Here is a 19,945-nt window from a genome sequence, read left to right on the forward strand (position 1 = left end):
ATGCTGCCCCGCATCGCCGACTCCCTGTCCTTCCTCTACCTGGACATGGTCCGCGTCGTACAGGACGACACCGGAGTCTGCGCCCAGATCCAGGTCGACACCCAGCGCACCGACCTCGTCTACGTCCCCACCGCGGCACTGTCGTGCCTCCTTCTCGGCCCGGGCGTCTCCATCACCACACCCGCCCTGAACACCCTGGCCCGCCACGGCACAACCGTCATCTCCGTAGGATCAGGCGGAGTGCGCGCCTACGCCGGCATCCTCTCCGACTCCCTGACCACCCACTGGCTCGAACAGCAGGTCGCTTGCTGGACCGACCCCGATCGACGCCTCGACATCGCCGTCCGCATGTACCGCATGCGCTTCCAGGACGCCGACCTACCCGAGACCGTCACCCTCGACCAACTACGCGGCCTCGAAGGCCAGCGGATGAAGACCTTCTACAAGATCCTCGCCCAACAGCACGGCATCGGCCGCTTCCGCCGCAACTACCATCCCGACCAATGGGACTCCCAGGACCCCGTCAACCTCGCCCTGTCCGCAGCCAGCGCCTGTCTCTACGGCATCGTCCACGCCGCGCTGCTCGCACTCGGCCTCTCCCCCGCCCTCGGATTCGTCCACACCGGGAAACAGCACTCCTTCGTCTACGACATCGCCGACCTCTACAAGGCCGAAACCACCCTTCCCCTGGCCTTTGCCCTCCACAACTCCGACAACCCTGAGCAGGAAGCACGCCGCCGCTTCCGTGAAGACCTACGACTCCTCAAACTGCTCCCCCGCATCGTCCGCGACGTCCAGAGCCTGCTGACGCCAATCTCCGCCGATGCCACCGACTGTGTGGACGATGAAGACGAGCCGCAGGAGAAGCGCGACGTCCAGCTGGTCCACCTCTGGGACCCCAAAGCCGGTGTCCTTCCCGCCGGCGTCAACTACGCAGCCCGGGGTGACTGATGCCGTCCATGCTCCTGATCGCCACCACGGCCGTTCCTGACCACCTACGCGGAGCACTCAGCCGCTGGACCAGCGAGGTCGTCCCCGGAATCTTCGTCGGAAGCGTCTCCGCCCGCGTCCGCGACCAACTCTGGAAATCCGTCACCGACACCGTCGGCAACGGCGCCGCCGTCCTCGTCCACCCCGCCCCAACCGAACAGGGTTACGCCATCCGAACCGCTGGCACCCGGCGCCGCGTTCCCGCCGACTTCGACGGGCTTACCCTAATCCGTATGACCGCCGCACCAAAGGCAAAGGAAATGCAAAGCCCTTCCTAAGGCGCAGGTCAGAAAGTGTCCTCCCCGCCGACGCGGGGGTGCTCCGGGCGCGGGGTACGGCAAGTCGACGGTCCAGCGGTCCTCCCCGCCGACGCGGGGGTGTTCCGCAGGGCGTCGCCGCGTTCGGTGACGCCTTCACGTCCTCCCCGCCGACGCGGGGGTGTTCCGCCTCCGAGCTCCCCCCACACGGCGGCCGCAGCGTCCTCCCCGCCGACGCGGGGGTGTTCCGGTGAACTTCGGCAAGGCCGCCTGGCGGTACGCGTCCTCCCCGCCGACGCGGGGGTGTTCCGTAATCGTGGCCTTGTTGTCGCCGGGCGGAACGGTCCTCCCCGCCGACGCGGGGGTGTTCCGCCGCGAACACCTGGATCGTCAGCAGCCTCGCCGTCCTCCCCGCCGACGCGGGGGTGTTCCGCAACCGAGGGCTGAAGGACTTGCGTGAGTCGAGTCCTCCCCGCCGACGCGGGGGTGTTCCGCGACCCGTTGGTGTCGTTGTAGGTTTCCAGCCGTCCTCCCCGCCGACGCGGGGGTGTTCCGGTCACCGAACTCACCGGGGAGCAGCAGTGACCGTCCTCCCCGCCGACGCGGGGGTGTTCCGGGCTCACCACATGGCCACCGTAGGTTTCGCTGGTCCTCCCCGCCGACGCGGGGGTGTTCCGGCCGACCTCGCGGCGGCGGCCCTGGACCGCATGTCCTCCCCGCCGACGCGGGGGTGTTCCTCCGGTCATCTCCACCACGCTCTCCTTGCGCCGGTCCTCCCCGCCGACGCGGGGGTGTTCCGTAGCCGAGGGACGGGTTGCTCTTGGCCCACGCGTCCTCCCCGCCGACGCGGGGGTGTTCCGGTGCTCCAGTCGCCGGGCTCGGTGACCATCGAGTCCTCCCCGCCGACGCGGGGGTGTTCCGGTTCGCCGGGGGCGGGGTCATTTCCAGTTTCCGTCCTCCCCGCCGACGCGAGGGTGTTCCGTCGAGGGTCCATATGAGTCCATCCAGCGGTGTGTCCTCCCCGCCGACGCGGGGTGTTCCGCGGGTCGAGGCCGAGGCCAAGGCCCGCGAGGTGTCCTCCCCGCCGACGCGGGGGTGCTCCGTGGTAGCGCTGGTGACAGCATCGGGTGGCGTGCTGGGCGGCGGCGGGTTCCCCGTGGACCGGGCCACGGTTCCGGACCGCCCAGGTAACGGCCGCGGCGAACGAGGCGATTGCCCGTCGGCTGGGGAGCCGCAGGCGAAGGCGTTGGAGTTCGCGGTGCTGCAGGCGACTGTCGCAAGGGTGGACAAGGAGAACGGATCGCTGCGCGGGCGCGTGGGCAGGTTCGAGCCCCTGCTGCGGGCGTTCAGTTGGACGGTGGACCGGTGGGCTGGCCAGATGCACCGGGCGGGGATCGAGCCAGAGCCGGTGCATCCCCTGGTGGACGAGTACAACCGCACTGGCGTGTAGCTGAACGACGCGAACCCGCTGAGCCATGGGACGGTGCACTGATGAAGAACGACTATGAATGCATCCGCGAAGGCATCGAGTTCATGACCGCCTACGTGTCCGGCAACCAGCTTCTGAGCAGCTACGCCGCATCTCGGCGGCGACAAGACTCATCTGCGATTGAAGACATCGCTGATGGCACAGCGGCCCTGTGTGCCCTCATGCTGGGGCAAATCGCCAGAGATTCCGGCAAGTCGAAGCACGAGATCCTTCAGGGGTTCGCGCGCGACCCATCGCCACGAGCAAGGTTCATAGCGCGCCGATGGCCTTTACGATCAGGGCGCGCGCATCCGCTCCGTATACGGCGGTGCGCCGCATCTGCTCGAACGCCCGCAGGTACAGCCCGATCTCGGAGGGCTGCGTGATCCGCACCTGCGCTGATACGAGCTCGACGGACACGAGCGCGTCGTCGTAGACGTGGAAGGTCTCGCGCGGCCACTGCGAGCGGGCTGCTGTGGACGGGACGATCCCAAGCGAGACGGCCGGCAGCGCTCCAGCCGTGAGCAGGTAGCCGAGCTGGGCGGCCATTGCCTCCGGACTCCCGATCCGGTACCGCAGCACAGCCTCCTCGATAAGAAGCACGAACCGTCGGCCACTCTCGTGGATGATCCGGGACCGCTCAACGCGGGCCCGCGCGGCCTCCGCGCTGTCGTCCACGGGGAGCTCCCGGAAGCGGGCGCTCATGCCGAGCACGGCGGCGGCGTAGCCCTCGGTCTGGAGCAGGCCGGGAACGAGGGACGAGGAGTAGACCCGGAACAGCTCCGTCTGCTGGAAGAACCCGACCGCACTGTCCTGGAGCTGCTTCAGCCCGGCGCGGGTGCGGTGCCGCCACTCGCTGTACATCGACTCCGCGTGCAGCGATAGGGCAATGAGGTCTTCGGCGTCTTGCTCGGCGCCGACGGCCCGGCACCACAGGCGGATGTCGGTCGTGGTCGGGCCGGTGCGCCCGTTCTCGATCCGCGATGTCTTCGCGTGGTGCCACCCGCATCTGCTCGCCAGCTGCACGACGGTAAGCCCCGCCCCCTTCCGCAGCTCGCGCAGGCGCCGGGCAACGACTTCGCGTGCGGACTGTGCGGAAGAGGAGGGCAGCGTCATGTCGGTCCGATGTTCTCGTTCAGTGGATCTCGTACTGGCCGTGGGGGCTCGCGCGCTCCCACACCGCCTCGAAGGCAACGGTGCACAGCTTCACCGCGGCAGGGTCGTCGGTGACCTCAGGGCCCTGAGATGAGCCGTCACCAGCGAAGTGGTTCCACTGGACCAGGCGCCCGTCCAACAACCAGAAGTCATTTCCAGGCAGCGCAAGGTCAGACGACTGCCGGCGCGGCAGCCACCGCACCTGTTCCCCAGCTTCGACGTTCGTGAAGGTGTTGTCGTACAGGTATCGGGTGTACTCGCTGACCGGCTCGGACACGATGCGGGCCCGCCTCATCGTGACGCCGCGGCCGACGGCCTCTGTCACCACGTCGAGCCACGGCCGCCACCACGACGCCCGATCATCGGGTCCATGGCGGACGCCGGCGCGCCAGTCCGCGAACGGACCCCGTTCGTAGTCCACGGCGTAGACGTCTCGCATCTCCAGGTGTACGGCCGACTCGGCGCAGCCGCCGAGCAGGTCAAGGAAGGTCTGCGGTACGTTCGACGGCATCGCATGCCTCCCTGATCATGTGCACCATCCTGGCGGGGATACGGACCACGGCCTCGGTCTCCGGGATTCCCACGGCGTGGCCGGGGAGTTCGAGCGCGGCGCACTCGGCTTCGAGTTCCGGGCCCGGCTTCCACCCCTGGAACACGAGCTCGTGCCTGTCCTTGTCGACCCACACGGTGGGGCTCTCATGGTCTCCGGTGTTGGGGTCGATCCCGATGAACAGTAACGACATGGCACATCTCCATTCACACTGTGTGCAGCTCTGTGCGACACCGTCCCGCCTATAGCGGAGAGTGGTCAAGGGCGCAAAGCGGCCATTCACCCATGCGGGAACCCATCTGCGCACAGATCTGCACACGGCTGGAGTGCGCGCACATTCCGCCCCTACGGTCAGCTTCATCCACCGGCCGCGAACGGGGGGAAGTCCACCATGACGACCGCGTTACCTCTACCGGACCCCGCCACGCTGTCGGACGCGCAGCAGCGCGGAGCGAACTGCGTCTGGTGCGCCGCCCCGCTGACCAACACGGCGGCCTACGACCTCGGGCCACGGCCGCTCACCGTCTTCGGGTCCTCGGTTCACTGGTTCCCTCGCTGCTGCCCCACCTGCCGAAAGGAACGGGCATGACGGCACAGACGAAACCCAAGGAGAAGGCCGGCGAGGCCGTATACCGCACCTGGATCGGGCACACCATTGCCTGCGCAACCTGCCGGGCGGGCACCTGGTGCGTGACGGCCATACGGCTCGGCCGGGCCTGGCGTGGTAGCCGAGCATGAGGTGCGCGCACTGCGGGCGGCTAGTCAGCCCGGAGACCGCGGACCGGCTCGTCGTCCACGGGGCGAGCGGACCGGGGCGCACGGTCATGGTGTGCAAGAGGCCGTGCCGGCGCTCGATCACGCACCCCCGGCCTTACCCGACCTACTGATCCCCCTGCTCGGTCACCGGCCGCGGCGGCGGCCGGAGGTCGGGCAGGGCTACTCCCGGACCAGGTCCGCGAGGTCAACCGAGCGCGTCGGCGAGAAGCAGCAGGTGATCAAGCAATGGCGAATGCGCGCCCTGCTCCAGCCGGTGGTCCTCCCCGCCGACGAGGGGGTGTTCCGACGGGCGGGGGCATGCCGCGCCGGTCGCGGCAGTCCTCCCCGCTGAGGCGGGAGTGTTCCGCCGCCCCGTCTTGCCAGGGACGGAACGGCTTCGTCCTCCCCGCCGATGCGGGATCTACCGCTGGTCAAGTCGGGTCCGGTCCGACGTCACGCCGCTACTGTCTCGGCTGTGTCCTCCGGCAGCGGCCGGGCGGCGAGCCCGGCGAGCCGCTCCGGCCACGACGCGACCGGCACCTGCTCGTCCTGGACGTCGGCCCTGTCGCGCAGCTGCTCAAGCCGCACGGCGAGGAGGTTCTCGGCCACGCGCTTCCGCGCGGTGTCACCGGCCTCGACGGCGGCCTTGACGGCATCTTGGTCGAGCGGGTGAGGGATGTGCCGGTGGCGCTCGGTCCGGTAGGCGCTGCGGTACTCGGCCTCGGCCTCTTCGCTTCGGCCGAGCGCCCCCAGGGCGCTGCTGCGGTACTCCTCCAGGGCTGTTTCCGCGGCCTGGAGCCCGGCGTAGGCGAGAGCAGACGCCGCAGCGGCCGGGTCGGTGGCCAGCTCGCCCGGTCCGGCCGCGCGCGCCAGCTCGTGGCGGGCCCGCGCGATGTCCGCCTGCACCGTCGCACGCACATGGTCGGTTACGGCGGCGACGTCGGCCGGATCCTCGAGTGCGGCGGCCCAGGTAGCGGCGAGCAGTCCGCATTGCGCCACCAGGTCCTCGGTCCGGCGTCCGTAGCGGCACGCCTCGCACAGCCCGGCCGCCCGGGGCAGTCCGCAGTCCGCGCACGGCACGGCCTGGCGCTCCGCCTCGGCAGCCGCCCGGGCCTTCCGCTCGCGCTCCGCCTCCACTGCCGCTTCCGCGCGAGCCGCCGCCCGCCGGGCCTGCTGCTCGCGGGCCTCCTCCTGCCGCCTGGCCAGGCTTTCCGCCTCGGCGACAGCGTGCTCACGCAGCCGCTCATCGAGGACGCGCTGGCGTTCGTCGTCGGGCAGGCCCGGGAGCTCCCTGTCGATGTCGGCGCCGATCCGGGCGCGGCGGGCGCGGCGGACGTGGATCAGGTTGCCGCAGTTCTCGCAGTCCTGACCGGTGTCCAGCCGGATGCCGTCATCGCATCGAAGGTGAGTGCATGCACGCCGCTGGACCAGGCCCCGCCGGATCAGCCAGGCGTAAGGGTCGGTGACCAGGGCCTCGCCGCCGGTCTCCGTCAGCCGGTCGGTGAGCCGGGCGGCCAGCAACCGAGGCGCATCCTGCGGCACCACGCCCAGTCCCGTCATCTGGGCCAGCGCGGTCGTCGTGGCGGCCTGGACCTGGTCCTGCTGCCATCCCGACAGCTGCTCCCAGAGCCCGGAGACCGGCGCGAGAGCCACCCTCAGATCAAGATCTCCCGACGGGGCCACCCGGCGAGGCCGCTGCGCCTTTTTCCAGCCCCCGGCCGGTGCCCGGTCACCGGCGGCCGGGGCAGATCTCTTGCCTTCTCGCTCACCGACCCGGGCCTGAATCGGGTTTTCCCCGCGAAGCGGGCCGTCCTGGGCCGCCGACGACGTGGTCCCGGTGACGATGCTCTCGCCGTCGGCGGCCTGGTCCTCGCGCGCACGCACGCGCTCCGGCCGACGGCCTTCCGCCCTACGGCCTTCGCCGGAAAAGCGACCAGAGAGCTGCACAGGAACGACGGGAGCAACTGAATGAGGGTGGTCAGAGTGAAGGTCTGCCGCACCGTCGGGGACTGTAACTTCCGCCACATCTGTCACCGGCGCATCGCTGACCTGCGGTTCCATGTCCGTCTCCGAGGGCTGACTACCCCCTGCCGTAACGTCGGGGCCTGAAAACTCGGCATCCCCAGCCCCGGCACGGTCCTCCTGAACGTCATCGAGAACCGACCGGCCGTGCGCGGCAGCAACCGCTGGCACCATCAGCCGCGACCGGTGCGGCATCCCCGAGCGTGTCCGCAGACGCACCCGCACCACCAGCTCCAGGCCCTCCAGCCGTTCCAGCACCCGCTCCCCCGCCGACGCCGAAGAGCCCAACAGTCGGGCCACCGTCGCAGCGGCGCGGCCGCGCTTAGTGTCCACCGTTCCCCCGCACAGCCGCACCCGCCCGGATTCCCGCGCCTCCAGCACGAGCAGCAGCAGCGCCAAGCGGTCCGTCGCAGCGCCCCGGCCCGTGCGCGTTCCGATCAGTCCGGGCGGAGTGACCCGGCCGTCCCGGTGCGTCCAGCCTGGAGCCATCACAGCATCCACCAGCGCCCACAGCGTCGCGAAGTCCTTCTTCGACAGGTTCAGCGGGTGCCCGGTCACGCCTTGCGTCGCGGACAGGGGCCACACCTGGCACTTCAGGCCGTTGTCCTGACCGAATTCACCATCGGCCGTTTCCACGGCGACCACGCCCGAGCGACGCAGCGTTGGCACGACGACCGAGGCCGTGTACGACGCGGACAGCCCGAGCCACCGGCCGAGCTCCCGGGTGCGGATCTCCACCACACCGTTCTCCGACGGCGTCCGCGACGCCAGGACCAGCACCGCCAGACGCACCGCGTCCAGCGCACCATGCAGGCCGGGGACGTCCAGCAGCGCGTGCACCGCGGCTCGCAGCTTCGCCCGGGTGCGACGGCCGAGCGCTAGCGGGTGACCGGTCATCGGGGCCTTTGCCGGACCGGCCTGCGCCGGCACCTGCCCGAACCGAGTCCTCTTCCAGCCATGCCGGGGCTCCACGACAGTCCGGGCAGCGTTCTGCGCCACAACGACCGCACTCATCGGCGCGCCTGCCTAGGCGCGACGGCGTGCAGTCGGCTGACTGTCTCCGAAGTGGTGATCACGTCAGACCCAAGGAACGGCCAGGCGCGAAACGTGACACAGAACGGCAAAGAATATGCCGGGCCGGCGGCCGGGACATGGCGGCGACGACGGAGATGCGGGCGGCACATAGCGGGTGAATCTCCCCATATAGGGGAGTCGCAACCGGCAGGTGTGACTCAACAGGAAACCCGGATAGTGGCGTTCCGGGAGGTGGGACGCTTATTCTGGGTATAGGTGACTGCGCGGGCCCGGCATGGGTCCACGGGCATCACCCCGGCGAGGTCACCTCACCGGACACGACTCGGGTTGTGGAAGGCCTGCGAGTCGAAACAGCGAGTGATCGCTACGAAGCCGTTCCGTCCTGGCAGACGGGGCGGCTTCGGTGTTTACGGGCTTGGCTATGTCATCGGGCTCCTGGTTCGAGAAGGCGCCAGGAGCGCAGGCGGTCAGCTACGTCGTAGACCGTCAGGCGCAGAGCCCTGATGTCCGTGATCAGGTCTCGCCAGGCCTCGTAGGTGGCCTCGATCGATTCACCTGAAGCCTCGATGTAGGCAGTCGCGACGCCGTAGCCGAACAGTTCACTGCGTGCTGGGAGCGGGCGCAGCAGCACGATCTGTTCGAGGAGAGCTGCCGCCCTCCAGAAAGCGTCGGGTGACGTCTCGTCGAGGCTGGGGGTGTTCACCCGATGCCTGGCCACGGCAGCGACCAAGGCGGAGTAATCCCGTACGGTCAGCTCTTTACCGAGGAGGTCCTCCTGTCGGTCGAGGAGCCAGCGGATGTCGACGTGGAGGTCCAAGAGTCAGGCCGCCCGGTGCGTGCGCTGAGGAATGCCACCGAAGTCGCGGTCGAATGCATCCGCGATGCCGGGCCGTGCCACGGCGACTCGGAAGGCGGCGGTCGCGTGGCCCAGCTTCAGCTGGTTCTCTTCCTCTATAGCGAGACCGGCGAGGTAGCCACGAACGCTTTGTCCGCGAGCAGCGGCGATGGCGGCGAAACGGTCCCGGGTCGCCGTGTCGATCTTGACGGTGGTGTCAGCCATGACCTCAGCATACCTTCGTGAATACTTTTGGGATACACGGGTGTGGGCGAGTGTCGCTTTCGGGCCCCCTACCGCCGTGAAGGTGGGTGCGGCGATCTTTGAGCGCAGGGCAATCTCCGCAGCGGTCCTTCGGGGCTTCTGTTGCTGCCGTATGGTCACCGAGTCTGTCGCCTGCCCCCTCACGATGAACCGGTAGCTGCGGGGTGGCCCAGCTTGATGTATGCCGCGGTGGCATCGTCCGAGCGTTTGAACCGCGGCCACCGTTCCCCCACCGGGTCAGCAAGTTCCACCTGGCGGGTACGGGCGATCAGCGCGGCCGGACCATCGTTGCGCAAGAGCGCCACTGGCGCGCCCACACCGCCGGCCAGCCCCTCCCCACCGAAGGCGCTGCGCCGGAAACTCGGCTGTGGCGGGCTGGGCCGCACCACACGGACCCCGCCCGCACCCCCGACCCGGAGGACGTTGCCGCGCTGTACCGGCAGCTGCGCAAAGCGTTCGAGGACGGCAAGAACGAGCCTGGCGCCGCCGATTTTTACTATGGCGAGTGCGAGATGCGCCGCTACGACAGCAACGGCACCGCGAAAAGCGAACGCCGCCTGCTGTGGGTGTACTGGCTACTGTCCGGCTACGGCTTGCGCGCCTCCCGCGCCTTCACATGGCTGTTCGCCGCCATGTCACTGACGGTGCTGCTGCTGATGGCCTTGGGCTTGCCTGCCCGAGACCCCGAGCCCGCCACGACCGGCACTCTGACCGGTAGCAAGATCAGTCTCAACACCAGCACCCCCGACCCCGCCATGCACAGCGGATGGTCACAGCGGTGGTCCTGGGCCCGAACAGAGAAGGCCACCCGCATCGCTGTCAACTCCGTGGTGTTCCGCTCCAGCGGGCAGATCCTCACCACCGCCGGCACCTACATCGAGATGACCTCCCGCCTCCTCGAACCCACCCTCCTCGCCCTCGGCGTCCTCGCGATCCGCGGACGAATCAAACGCTGACATGGCCCAAGTGCCTGCACCACCAAGCACGCTCCTGAGCTGCACAACAACCCCTCGCCCCCGTAGCCGACAGAGGCATGGCCTGCTTCAACAAGCGTGCGCAGAGCGGAGGTTGGGAATGCTGAACGGCATGCGAATCATGGACAGCGCTGAGCTCCTTCACCGAGAAGCGGTGTGGCTCCGGGAAATCGCGGCACGGACCCGTCGGTATACCGCCGTACTCCCCGATCTCGATGACGAAGAACTCCGCGATGTCCGGAAGGCCGTGCTGCACGCCTGGATCCGCTGCCGCTACCCGATCAGCCTTCAGTTCGCGACCAACTACGTTGCTATTGCCGCCACCGCGATGGCGATGGCGCTGGCCTCCTCCGCGGCTGGCGGTGTGGCCGTGCTGTTCGCCAGGAATAGTGACAGCTCCACCGCTCACGCTCCTTGGTGGCTCTTCCCTCTGGCTACTTGGGCTGGAGTCTGTCTCAGCCTCCTCGTCAACGGCCGGGCCGACCTGCGGCAGGTCGTGTCTCTGGTGCATCGTCTGGGCCTTCGGGGCACCGCCCGGCGCTTTGCGAGCGCGCACGTCGGGTACTGGTTCGTGCCCGCAGTTGCGTTGGCTCTCGTCCTTGTCGCTGTTGTGGCTGCCTGGCTGACTGTCGCAACCGCACTTTCCGCCTCCACCGGCGAGCGGCTTATCACCGCTGCGGCAGGGCTGTTCGGTGTGGTATTGGGTCTTGTGGGGAACCGGTGGATCCTTACAATTCAAGAATTCCTTCGCCGTAAGTACCGAGCGCCTCACGGACCGCGTCCCTTGGATGGCTTACTCATCGAGCTCGTGGCGGCCGCTGCGGTGAGTGTCGAGGTGCGGTCCCACTGGTGGGATCTACGAAACATCAAGATCGTCCGTCGCCGCCTTGCCTTCGCGATCGAGGCTGCCCAGGACACATCGGTGATCCGGCGCAGAACCTCGGTCAGGGAAGTGGCCGCCAGACGCCACATGCGACAGTTCCACGCGACCCTGGCCGAACTGATCCGGCGTCATGACCGTGCGGTCACTCAGGTTCACACAACCGAAGAGTACGACGCCATTACCGTTTCGCTGCGTGCAGGTGTCCTCGCCCTCGCCGCCGAAGACTTGACGGCGCTCATGCAGCACAGCGCCGCCGAACCGTCGGTTTCCCGGATCGCAAGGCTGGTACGGCGGACTGGCTCCAGCGTCGTCCTCGCGGTATTCGCCATGGTCATTCCGTTACTGCCCGGAGTGGACAGCGCCACCGGTGAAGGCGTGCGCGTAATCCTGCTCATGACAGCTGCTCTGACTCTGACCCCGGCCAGTGATTTCGCTTCCAGCTCCATCCGATCTGCGCTGGAACGATCACTCTTCGACAAAGGCCCCAACTGATCCCCGCATTACGGGATATGAAGGACTGAGTCGGAGACCATCGGATCGGGACCGCACTCGGCACCAGCTTCACCTCCCCTCGGCCCGATGAACTAACCGCCGCCGATCCTCGTTCGCCCGGCCGCCGGGACAAACTCCGTCCCGGCGGCTCCGCTGACGCAACGCGACCGATGCGACCCGACCGCTTTGAGGTCGTCGGCATCCCGCCCAATCACACCCAACGGCCCGCGCGGCTAAACGGACATGGTGTCCGTTACTTCGCTGTGCGCGATCCTGCGCCCGAGCCCCACTTCGGCTGAAAGCCCTCGTCGCCGGTGTGTGACCCGCGAGCCGGTGCCCAATCCACCGCATCGACACCCAGCGGGCGATGCTGCAGATGATCCACACCGCGAGAAGTCACGGGAGCACAACGACGTTCATCCGGCGCGCCACGCCACTACTCCCGGGCCGGGAGACAAACGACGATCCCAACCGGCTCGCGCGACCACCCCGTCAAGGCGACTCCTGACACCGTCCCCACGGGCTGCGCCTGTTTCCACGACCCAGACGGCGTTCTCCGCCTCACCCCCGACTGCATGGCCCGCAACCAGACCCTGCGGCGGAATATCTGTGCAACACCCTTTAGGACCTGTTGCGAAGTACTGGTCAGTGCACGAGCAGGTCGATCACGCCCGTCAGGTCCTCTTCGCCGCTGGCCTCGGCTAGGCGGCGGCGCATCAGCTCGAAGTAGGGGTTGAGCAGTTCCGGGCTGACTCCCTGCTGCTCGGCGGTGCTCAGGAAGGTCGGCGTGCCGGCCACCTGCATGGCGAGGTTGGAGACGACGCCCTTGGTGTAGTCGCCGGTGCGTAGCTGGTCGGCGGTCTGGTGAACTGCCGGGGCCATCGCGACGAGCCAGTCGGCAAGCAGCGGGGCGAGCGCCGCGGGGTCGATGTCCTCCTTGCGGATTAGGGCGAAGGCGTGCGCGGCCCCGGCGAACATCCCGTACATGGCGCTGAGCAGGGCCACATCGTGCAGGGCCGCGAAGCCCGCGTCCTCGCCGACATAGGTGGTGCCGGCCGGGATGGCCAGGGTCTGCTGGTGCCGCTCGAACAGCTCCCGCGAGCCGCTGTAGAAGACGTAGCCGCCGGCTTCCAGGACGCCGATCATCGGAGGGACGGCCATGATCCCGCCGTCCAGGTAGCGGGCGCCGCGCTCGCGGGCCCACTCGGCACGGGCGCGGGCCTGGGCAGGTGTGCTGGTGGTCAGGTTGACCAGGTCCCTGTCGGATAGGTCGGTGCCGGCCAGCACCTCGTCGACCGACGTGTCGTCCAACAAACAGACGACGACCAGGGTGTTCGCCGCGACCGCCTCAGCGGCGCTGTCGGCGGCCCGTGCCCCCGCAGCGGTGAGTGCCGCGACGCGGGCCGGGGTCCGGTTCCAGACGGTGAGTGGGTGTCCGGCGGCAAGCCAGGTATGGGCCAGCGCGGTGCCCATCGCGCCGAGGCCCAGCAGCGTGACGGGAGTCTTCTCAACAGTGTTCTGTGCCATGCCGATTAGGCTGGTCGCAGACTCGGAGGTGATCAAGTACCCACTTGGTAGTGGGTGGTTACCCCGGGGTGAGCGAGCAGGTCAGAGGGGTGAGGCATGACGACGCTGAACCGGCCAGGTGCACCAGACGGACACGTCTGCGGGATCGACGCCGCGATGGAGGTGATCGGCGGCAAGTGGAAGGTGCTGATCCTCTGGGCGCTCCACGAGCACCCCGACCGCCGCTTCGGCGAGCTACGTCGACTGCTTCCCGGCATCACCGAGAAGGTGCTGGCCTCCCACTTGCGTGAGCTGGAAGCGGACGGTGTCGTGCACCGCGTCTCCTACGACGAGGTGCCGCCCCGCGTCGAGTACTCGCTCACCGAGGACGGCATGCGCCTCAACAACGCACTCCAGCCACTGGCCGCCTGGGGCCGCGAGCGGCCGACCACTTGAGGGCTGGAGGAGAGGCCAGGCTAGGGTCCGTGGTGCACGTTCTGGTCACAGCCACTCGTTGATGGCCGCGACCAGCACGGTGGCCTCGTAGCGGACGGCGAGTTTGTCGTATCGAGTGGCCACCGCCCGGTTGCGTTTGAGCCGGTTGATCCCGCTCTCGATCGCATGCCGAGCCTTGTGGTCCTGCGGGTCGAACTGCGGCGGCCGACCGCCTCGGGAGCCGAGCTTCTGCCGGTTACGCGCGTGGTCGGCCTTGTCCGGGATGGTGCAGCGGATCCCGCGTCGGCGCAGATAGGCGCGATTCTCGGCGGAGGAGTACGCCTTGTCGGCCCTCACCCGATCAGGGCGGACGGGCGGTCGCCCCGGCCCTCTGCGGGGCACGCGAACCTTCTCCAGCACAAGCTCGAACTGCGGCGAGTCACCGCGCTGCCCGGCCGTAACTACGATCGCCGTGGGCTTCTGCCCTTGCTCTACGGCCAAGTGAAGCTTGGTCGTGAACCCGCCACGCGACCTCCCCAGTCCGGGATCACGAGCCTCGGTAAAGATGCCGCCCGGCGGTTCCTTCTGAAGGTCGCCCCTCCTTGCGGGCCCTGGCCGCATGCTGATGGGCGCGGCACACCGTGGAGTCGACGCTCAGGTCCCACGTGATCGCACCCGTCGCGTCGGCCAGGGACTGGAGCCGCGTGAGGGTGCAGTGCCAGGTGCCGTTCCGCTGCCACCGACGGAACAGGTCATACACCCGGCCCCACGGCCCGTACTCGACAGGCAAGTCCCGCCACGGAACACCGGTCCGGGCCCGGAACCGTATGCCGTCGATCAGTCGCCCCCGGGACCAGACGGGTGGCCTCCCCGCCTTCACCCCCTTCGGCAGCAACGGCTCCAGCACTGTCCGCTGAGCATCGCTGAGATCACCCCGGCCCATAAAACGTGATCATTCACGGCTCAAGATCCACTTTCGACACACGGCCTAGAACCCTCCACGACCTCGACCAAGGATCGGACGTCGCCACAGAACCCGCCCGACCAACCTCTCTGTCTCGCTCACGCAGGCTCCTCACGCCCGGCTTCCCCCTCCCGTTCCAGTGCCACTCAGTCGGCCACGCCGGCCGACAACCAGATCCTCTCCCCCACCTCCCATCAGGCCCTGAGCTGCCGCACCGATCCCACGCTCTTCGCCAGCTAGGACGGCGATGCCGACGAGGACCCGCGCGCCCTCGCCCGGCGTGCCTGCTCCGGCTGCCCGATCGTCACGACCCCCTGAAGTGGGCGCTGGCCAACCCGAGTCTGACTCCCACGGGCGCGTGGGGGGCGACCTACCAAGCGCGAAGTCAACCAGCTTGCGGCCCGGCTCGGTAACGACTGGGTCGGCGCCGCCGCCGAGCAGGACCGCCGCCGACGCGATCGGCAGCACACCGTCGTCTCGACCCGACGCCCTTCCGCGACCAGGCCCTGGCAAGGCCGGAAGTGGAACTCATCCCGACCCAGCCCGAACCGTACGATCCCTCACGGGAGCTGATGAGCCCGGCCCGCCAGGCAACGAACCGGCCCCCTGCACGCCGCGCTGAAGACTCAGTGGCCGCTTGATACGAAGAGGCGGCCACGCGTCGACATGAGGGCCCGGTCCTACCCGCATGCGGCAGGATCGGGCCCTCTTTGTGTTCAGGCCCCCTTACCGGCGAGGCACACGCGCCCGTCCTCATTGAACGCAATCGACCTCGAGCCGCTGACAAGGGTCGACTGACCTGGTTGAGTCGCCCGTCTCCCGAGCAGGCCCAAAGGCTCCGGCCCGATCGTGGGCGGGTTCGAAGAGACGAACTCGCAGTCGGCGCGGCTGTTGAGACGGAGCAACGGAGTGTCTCTCCCCCGGGCTCTGTGCCAGCAGCGCGCAACTCCGCAGGCGTTCACGAACCCTCCTGGATCTGCAGGCATCCGCAAATACATCAGCAGGGAGAACGAAGGCCCGGCTCTCGCAGAGAGCCGGGCCTTCATCGTTTCGAGAGTCGAGTTCTACTCTGCGGCCACCTTGCCCGGGCCTCGGCGCTCCTCGGCCATCCCGTTGAGGATGTCCACCAAGATCCGGAACTGGGAGTTGTCCATCCGGTCGTAGAGGAACTGAGCCGCCTGGACGGCGTTGTCATAGGGGAACCTGACCCCAGTGACGACCCCCAGTGACGGCGCCGGGCGTACCTGTTCCTCACGCGGCTCAGGGACACCGTCCGACTTGGCAGTCGCCGGCGGGAGAGCCATCTCCAGTTTCGTCGACTTGCTCGTGGTGTCGTCCTGGGATGTCGAGGCAGTCTCGTTGTTGTCCGCGGACAACAGCGAGGAGCCAGTGCTCGTCTTCCCCGCCGGTACGGGCGCCGCTGCCGGCGACTTCGCACCAGCCGAAGACGCATTGTTGTCCTCACGGGGCTCAGGGACACCGTCCGACTTGGCAGTCGCCGGCGGGAGAGCCATCTCCAGTTTCGTCGACTTGCTCGTGGTGTCGTCCTGGGATGTCGAGGCAGTCTCGTTGTTGTCCGCGGACAACAACGAAAAGCTAGTGCTCGTCTCCCCCGCCGGTACGGGCGCCGCTGCCGGCGTCTCCGCACCGGCCGAAGACGGGTTGTTGTCCGCGGACAACATTCCCACCGACCGATCCTGAGCCAAAGCCTCACGACCAGCAGCAAGCAGCCGCTGCTCCTCTTGCTTCCGCTGTTCCGCCGACTCCTTGGCTTTGGAGAGCTGATCGAGGAGCTGCGAGGCACCCTGGGCCGGGTCTTCCTTCAGGCTCCGCGCCAAGGCGCGGCCGTCGCGCTCCGAGACCTCACCGGCACTGAGCAGCACCTGAATCTCCGTCGGCAGGGTCAACAGAGCGAGCTGGTTGGTGACCCAAGACCGATCCTTGCCAAGGCGCTTGGCGGCACGACTGCGCGAGCCGCGCTCGCCGCCATCCTCGGCGCAGATGCTGACGAGCTGCTCCACCCCCCGGGCACGCTCTATGACGTCAAAGTCCTCACGGTCGAGGTTCTCGGCCAGAAGGTGATCGACGAAGTCCTCGCGGGTCGCGGCGAGATCGTCCCGCACCACAAAGTCGAGCTTGTCGAGACCGACATGGACGGCGCTGCGGAAGCGGCGCTCACCATTGACGAGAACGTAGAGCGCGCTGCTTCCGATCTGGCTCTCGTGATCAGGCCACAGCTTCAGGTAGGCAGTGCGAGTGACGGCGACACAGGCGGCGAGCTGAGCCTCCCGAAGCTCCTCACCGAAGCGCGTCAGCTCCTCTTCGGATCCGAAGTTCCGACGAGGGTTGAGCGGAGTGGCCGCGACCTGATCGAGAGGAAGCCGGACCAGCTCGTATGCCGGAATCGCGCCCTCGGTCAGGGCCTTTGCCCGGCCACGCTCGCTGCGGCTACGGGCACGGCCGAATGACGAGCTCTCACCCACCTTGTCCTTGATGCTCATCCCTGAATCCTCCGAGCGATCGAGCGGAGAACGTTTGCCTGCTCGCAGTCCGGTTCATAGGCGAGCAAGGGCTCCTTACGGCGAACCGCCTCCCGCTGCTCCTTGAGCTCAGGGACGATGCCGAGCACGGGCTCGTCCATGGCCTGCCAGGATTCGAGAGAGGACGTCGCAATGTAGCCATTGCGGGCGTCGTAGAGGTTGACGACGAAGCCGATGGTCTGAATCTCGATCTTCAGGTCCTCGCACAGGTCATCGATCTGGTCGGCGAGCATGTCGTACGCGTCACCGGAGGTGTCCTCTGCCTGTACCGGAATCACGATTCCGGACTGTCCCTGCTCCTCACCCTCGCGGGTGCGCCCGTAATAGAGCGCGGTGTCCATCGTGTAGCCGAGGCTCGGAGGGCAGTCGACGATGACGTAGTCGAAGTCCTGCTCCAACGCCTCAAGTACACGCTCCAGCGCTGTTTCCTTGATCCGTACAGCACGGGTCGTGGCGAGCTTGGCGTCCAGCAGGAATGCGTCCTTGCACGCGGGCAGGAGCCAGAGGCGGTCCTCAAAATCTCCGCCCTTTATCGGGACGAGCAGCCCTCGAAGATCACCTTCGGCTTCGTCCAGCATGTGCTTCGCCAGGCTGGCTGACCCGATGTCGAGCATGTCGTAGCCGAGCTGCCGAGTCAGGTGACCTTGCGGGTCGAAGTCGATGAGCAGCGTGCGCTTGTTGGTCTCAGCCAGGGCCTGAGCCACACCGGCGGACACCGACGTCTTACCCACACCGCCCTTCTGATTTCCGAACACGACCCGTCGGGCGCCCGTCGTCCGCGGGGGAGCCGGGCGGGGGGAGGGGTGGGTGTCCAACCAGCAGCGGATCGCCTGAGCCACCCCTTGGTTGTAGGAGATCTTGCTGCTCTTGCTGGTGTCCTTCAGCTTCGCGTACAGCCCGGCGGGCAGGTACGTGGCGAAGGAGGAGCCGTTGCTGGTGTCGACAACCGGATGGGACTTCAGCTTCATCCAGGTGATAACCCCCTCGGTCACCGCGTCCTGGATGTCGACGCCCAACTCGGCTGCTCGCACCTTGAGTTCACGGCGCAGAGGAGTCGGCAGTTTGGCGACTACCTTTTCACGATCTTCGGGGCTGTAAGGCGCAGTCATGGCGCTACCTTAGTAGCGTCACAGGGTGCGGGGGAAACCATGCAGACGTGTCGCCTGACGAAATTTCCAGCGAGGCACCCACAGGCTCGCCCCGCGAATCTGCGTTCGACTGGACCGACGCACGTTCCACGACCTCCGCCAGCCGGGACCGCTGCTCCCCCGACGTCGTACAGAAGATCGTTCGTAGCCTCGCGGCCCCCGCCCAGGGCGTGTCTCGGAAGTGCTCTAGGTTGGCCGATGTGAGTGCCCGGGGGCGGAGTTACCGATATGTCGGACCGGTGGAGCTGAAGGCTGCAGTCCGGCCTGGCAGCGACGGGTGCCGGATCAGCTCGGCGGCAGAATTCGACGACTGGATCGCGGAACGCTCAGCGGCGGAGCTGGCCGAACCGTTCACCTTCGTGGTCGGCACCGACGGAGTGCTCCGCCTGGCACCGCGCCGCAGCGAGCACGTGGCGTGTGCTGGCGGAGGCACAGTTCTGAGTGCCGGCGAGATCGGCTTTGTGCGCGAGACGGACCGGTGGGCCGTGAGCGAGGTCAGCAACCAGTCCACCGGCTACTGCCCCGACGTCGGCTCCTGGCCGGAAGTCGCTCGGGCTCTGGACCACGTAGGGCTCGAACGGCCCTCCGGCTTCACCCACGAAGTGCTGTTTCGGCGATGTCCTGGCTGCCAGGAGCACAACATCGTGCGCGAAGACGACTTCGTCTGCGTCTTCTGCGGCAGCGATCTACCGGAGACCTGGAACGTGGATCGCACTGTGTGATCACCGAGGTTCACAGCCGCTCAGTCAGATGCCTGCCGACCCGTCACAGCCAGACGGCACCGCACACGCAAAACCACTCACCGAGCGGCTCACGCGCGATGGACACCAGGAGATGGCCGCTCCCGGTCACCGTGGGCTGACAATCTGCTGCTCGTCGGCCAGCAGCAGAGCCACGGAGGCAACCTCTGACCGCTCCCCACTGGAGAAGACCCGGGTCCACCGACTCGGCACAGGGCTCATGTATCAGCGGCAACGATTACAGTCGCCCTTCCGGGCCGCTACTGCCATTTCGTGGACATGGCCCAGACCCGATCGTAACGGGGGAGTAGAGGAATGCGTCCAGATGCGGATCACGTGGCGATAGTGGTACGTAGGGCCGTGCCGAGGGACCTTGAGCTGGTCCTGAATGTTCTGGCCGATGCTCGTGCCGGCCAGGAGCGGCAGGGGACCCCTCTCTCGTGGCGCGCGCTTCCGCGGGCGGCTACCGCAGCCAGCGTCGCTAGGGGGGAGACCTATGTCGTAGAGCGTGCGGGAGACACCGTGGGCACGTTCGCTCTCGAGGATATTGACGCTGCGGTCTGGCCGGACTCGGAAGCGATGGGGGCTGTGCATCTCCATCGGCTGGCTATCGACCCGCACCACCAGGGCCAGGGGATCGGCAGTTTCGCGGTCGACTGGGCCGCACGAACCGCGGCAGCGCAGGGGCGCTCCCTTCTGCGCCTTGACGCCGTCGCAGCCAACACGAGGCTGTGCACCTGGTACGAACGGCTGGGGTTCGCAGCGAAGGGTGAAGTGCTGCTCTCCGGGTGGGTGCGCGCCAGCATGCGCTTTGAGCGCGAGGTGACCAGCCCTGTGGGCCATCCGCACCTCGCCGGAGACCAGGAACGCCCGGCAGGTACCGCAGACGCCGCCCTTGCACGCGTACGGAGCGTCCGAGCGGCTGCGCAGC

General features: G+C 67.9%; 17 protein-coding genes and 2 pseudogenes. 8 read left to right on the plus strand and 11 right to left on the minus strand.

Annotation, left to right across the window (positions count from 1 at the left end):
- From cas1e to ABZ565_RS32535, 3 genes are all read left to right on the plus strand, one after another.
- On the plus strand, positions 1-951 hold the full coding sequence (cas1e, locus tag ABZ565_RS32525; RefSeq protein ID WP_361035054.1) for a type I-E CRISPR-associated endonuclease Cas1e: 951 nt from the start codon (positions 1-3) through the stop codon (positions 949-951).
- Positions 951-1,268: a type I-E CRISPR-associated endoribonuclease Cas2e gene (gene cas2e, locus ABZ565_RS32530; protein ID WP_361035010.1), complete on the plus strand. Its 318-nt coding sequence runs from the start codon at positions 951-953 to the stop codon at positions 1,266-1,268. The genes cas1e and cas2e overlap by 1 nt, the downstream gene beginning before the upstream one ends.
- A gap of 1,261 nt (positions 1,269-2,529) precedes the next feature.
- Positions 2,530-2,697 carry a hypothetical protein gene (locus ABZ565_RS32535; RefSeq protein ID WP_361035013.1) on the plus strand — a complete coding sequence of 56 codons (168 nt, stop codon included), beginning with the start codon at positions 2,530-2,532 and terminating at the stop codon, positions 2,695-2,697.
- Between the two features lie 288 nt (positions 2,698-2,985).
- Here the strand turns inward: ABZ565_RS32535 and ABZ565_RS32540 are convergent, their stop codons facing one another.
- The 6 genes from ABZ565_RS32540 to ABZ565_RS32565 form a co-directional block, all read right to left on the minus strand.
- Complete coding sequence (locus tag ABZ565_RS32540) at positions 2,986-3,831, minus strand: helix-turn-helix transcriptional regulator (protein ID WP_361035015.1); 846 nt, start codon at positions 3,829-3,831, stop codon at positions 2,986-2,988.
- Positions 3,832-3,850: 19 nt separating this feature from the next.
- The gene (locus ABZ565_RS32545; protein ID WP_361035018.1) at positions 3,851-4,381 is read right to left on the minus strand and encodes a DUF6879 family protein; all 531 of its coding nucleotides are present in this window, start codon (positions 4,379-4,381) and stop codon (positions 3,851-3,853) included.
- On the minus strand, positions 4,350-4,613 hold the full coding sequence (locus tag ABZ565_RS32550) for a hypothetical protein (protein WP_361035021.1): 264 nt from the start codon (positions 4,611-4,613) through the stop codon (positions 4,350-4,352). Before ABZ565_RS32550 ends, ABZ565_RS32545 begins: the two co-directional genes overlap by 32 nt.
- Positions 4,614-5,629: 1,016 nt before the next feature.
- On the minus strand, positions 5,630-8,212 hold the full coding sequence (locus ABZ565_RS32555; protein ID WP_361035024.1) for a hypothetical protein: 2,583 nt from the start codon (positions 8,210-8,212) through the stop codon (positions 5,630-5,632).
- A gap of 445 nt (positions 8,213-8,657) precedes the next feature.
- Complete coding sequence (locus ABZ565_RS32560) at positions 8,658-9,050, minus strand: toxin Doc (RefSeq protein ID WP_361035027.1); 393 nt, start codon at positions 9,048-9,050, stop codon at positions 8,658-8,660.
- A 3-nt stretch (positions 9,051-9,053) separates the two neighbouring features.
- Positions 9,054-9,293, minus strand: coding sequence for an antitoxin MazE7 (locus ABZ565_RS32565; RefSeq protein ID WP_361035030.1), 240 nt, complete (start codon positions 9,291-9,293; stop codon positions 9,054-9,056).
- Positions 9,294-9,496: 203 nt separating this feature from the next.
- Here ABZ565_RS32565 and ABZ565_RS32570 point away from each other — a divergent pair, with 203 nt between their 5' ends.
- Positions 9,497-10,288, plus strand: coding sequence for a hypothetical protein (locus ABZ565_RS32570; RefSeq protein ID WP_361035033.1), 792 nt, complete (start codon positions 9,497-9,499; stop codon positions 10,286-10,288).
- A gap of 118 nt (positions 10,289-10,406) precedes the next feature.
- Positions 10,407-11,681 (plus strand): hypothetical protein, encoded by a 1,275-nt coding sequence (locus tag ABZ565_RS32575; protein WP_361035036.1) that lies wholly within the window; start codon positions 10,407-10,409, stop codon positions 11,679-11,681.
- Positions 11,682-12,326: 645 nt separating this feature from the next.
- Here ABZ565_RS32575 and ABZ565_RS32580 read toward each other — a convergent pair.
- Positions 12,327-13,208 (minus strand): NAD(P)-binding domain-containing protein, encoded by an 882-nt coding sequence (locus tag ABZ565_RS32580; protein WP_361035039.1) that lies wholly within the window; start codon positions 13,206-13,208, stop codon positions 12,327-12,329.
- Between the two features lie 96 nt (positions 13,209-13,304).
- Here ABZ565_RS32580 and ABZ565_RS32585 point away from each other — a divergent pair, with 96 nt between their 5' ends.
- A complete protein-coding gene (locus ABZ565_RS32585; RefSeq protein WP_361035042.1) occupies positions 13,305-13,643 on the plus strand; it encodes a helix-turn-helix domain-containing protein in 339 nt (112 codons plus the stop codon).
- Positions 13,644-13,688: 45 nt separating this feature from the next.
- On the opposite strand, the gene ABZ565_RS32590 is transcribed toward ABZ565_RS32585, so the two are convergent.
- From ABZ565_RS32590 to ABZ565_RS32600, 3 genes are all read right to left on the minus strand, one after another.
- Positions 13,689-14,565, minus strand: a protein-coding gene (locus tag ABZ565_RS32590; protein WP_361035045.1) for an IS5 family transposase whose coding sequence is annotated in 2 segments (ribosomal slippage) — positions 13,689-14,234 and positions 14,236-14,565 — 876 coding nt in all. Because the reading frame shifts where the segments join, the coding sequence is not laid out codon by codon here.
- A gap of 1,085 nt (positions 14,566-15,650) precedes the next feature.
- A complete protein-coding gene (locus ABZ565_RS32595) occupies positions 15,651-17,087 on the minus strand; it encodes a ParB/RepB/Spo0J family partition protein (RefSeq protein ID WP_361035048.1) in 1,437 nt (478 codons plus the stop codon).
- Complete coding sequence (locus ABZ565_RS32600) at positions 17,084-18,235, minus strand: ParA family protein (protein ID WP_361035051.1); 1,152 nt, start codon at positions 18,233-18,235, stop codon at positions 17,084-17,086. Before ABZ565_RS32600 ends, ABZ565_RS32595 begins: the two co-directional genes overlap by 4 nt.
- A gap of 284 nt (positions 18,236-18,519) precedes the next feature.
- Here ABZ565_RS32600 and ABZ565_RS32605 point away from each other — a divergent pair, with 284 nt between their 5' ends.
- Both ABZ565_RS32605 and ABZ565_RS32610 read left to right on the plus strand, forming a co-directional pair.
- Entirely contained in the window at positions 18,520-18,996 is a 477-nt protein-coding gene (locus ABZ565_RS32605) for a hypothetical protein (protein WP_361035057.1), read from the plus strand.
- 333 nt (positions 18,997-19,329) lie between these two features.
- Positions 19,330-19,752 (plus strand): annotated as a pseudogene (locus ABZ565_RS32610) (GNAT family N-acetyltransferase); the annotation flags it as partial.
- A 102-nt stretch (positions 19,753-19,854) separates the two neighbouring features.
- Here ABZ565_RS32610 and ABZ565_RS32615 read toward each other — a convergent pair.
- Positions 19,855-19,945: pseudogene (locus tag ABZ565_RS32615) on the minus strand (2Fe-2S iron-sulfur cluster-binding protein); the annotation flags it as partial.

The organism is Streptomyces sp. NPDC016469 (assembly GCF_040632905.1).
In the GTDB taxonomy this organism is placed as follows: Bacteria; Actinomycetota; Actinomycetes; order Streptomycetales; family Streptomycetaceae; genus Streptomyces.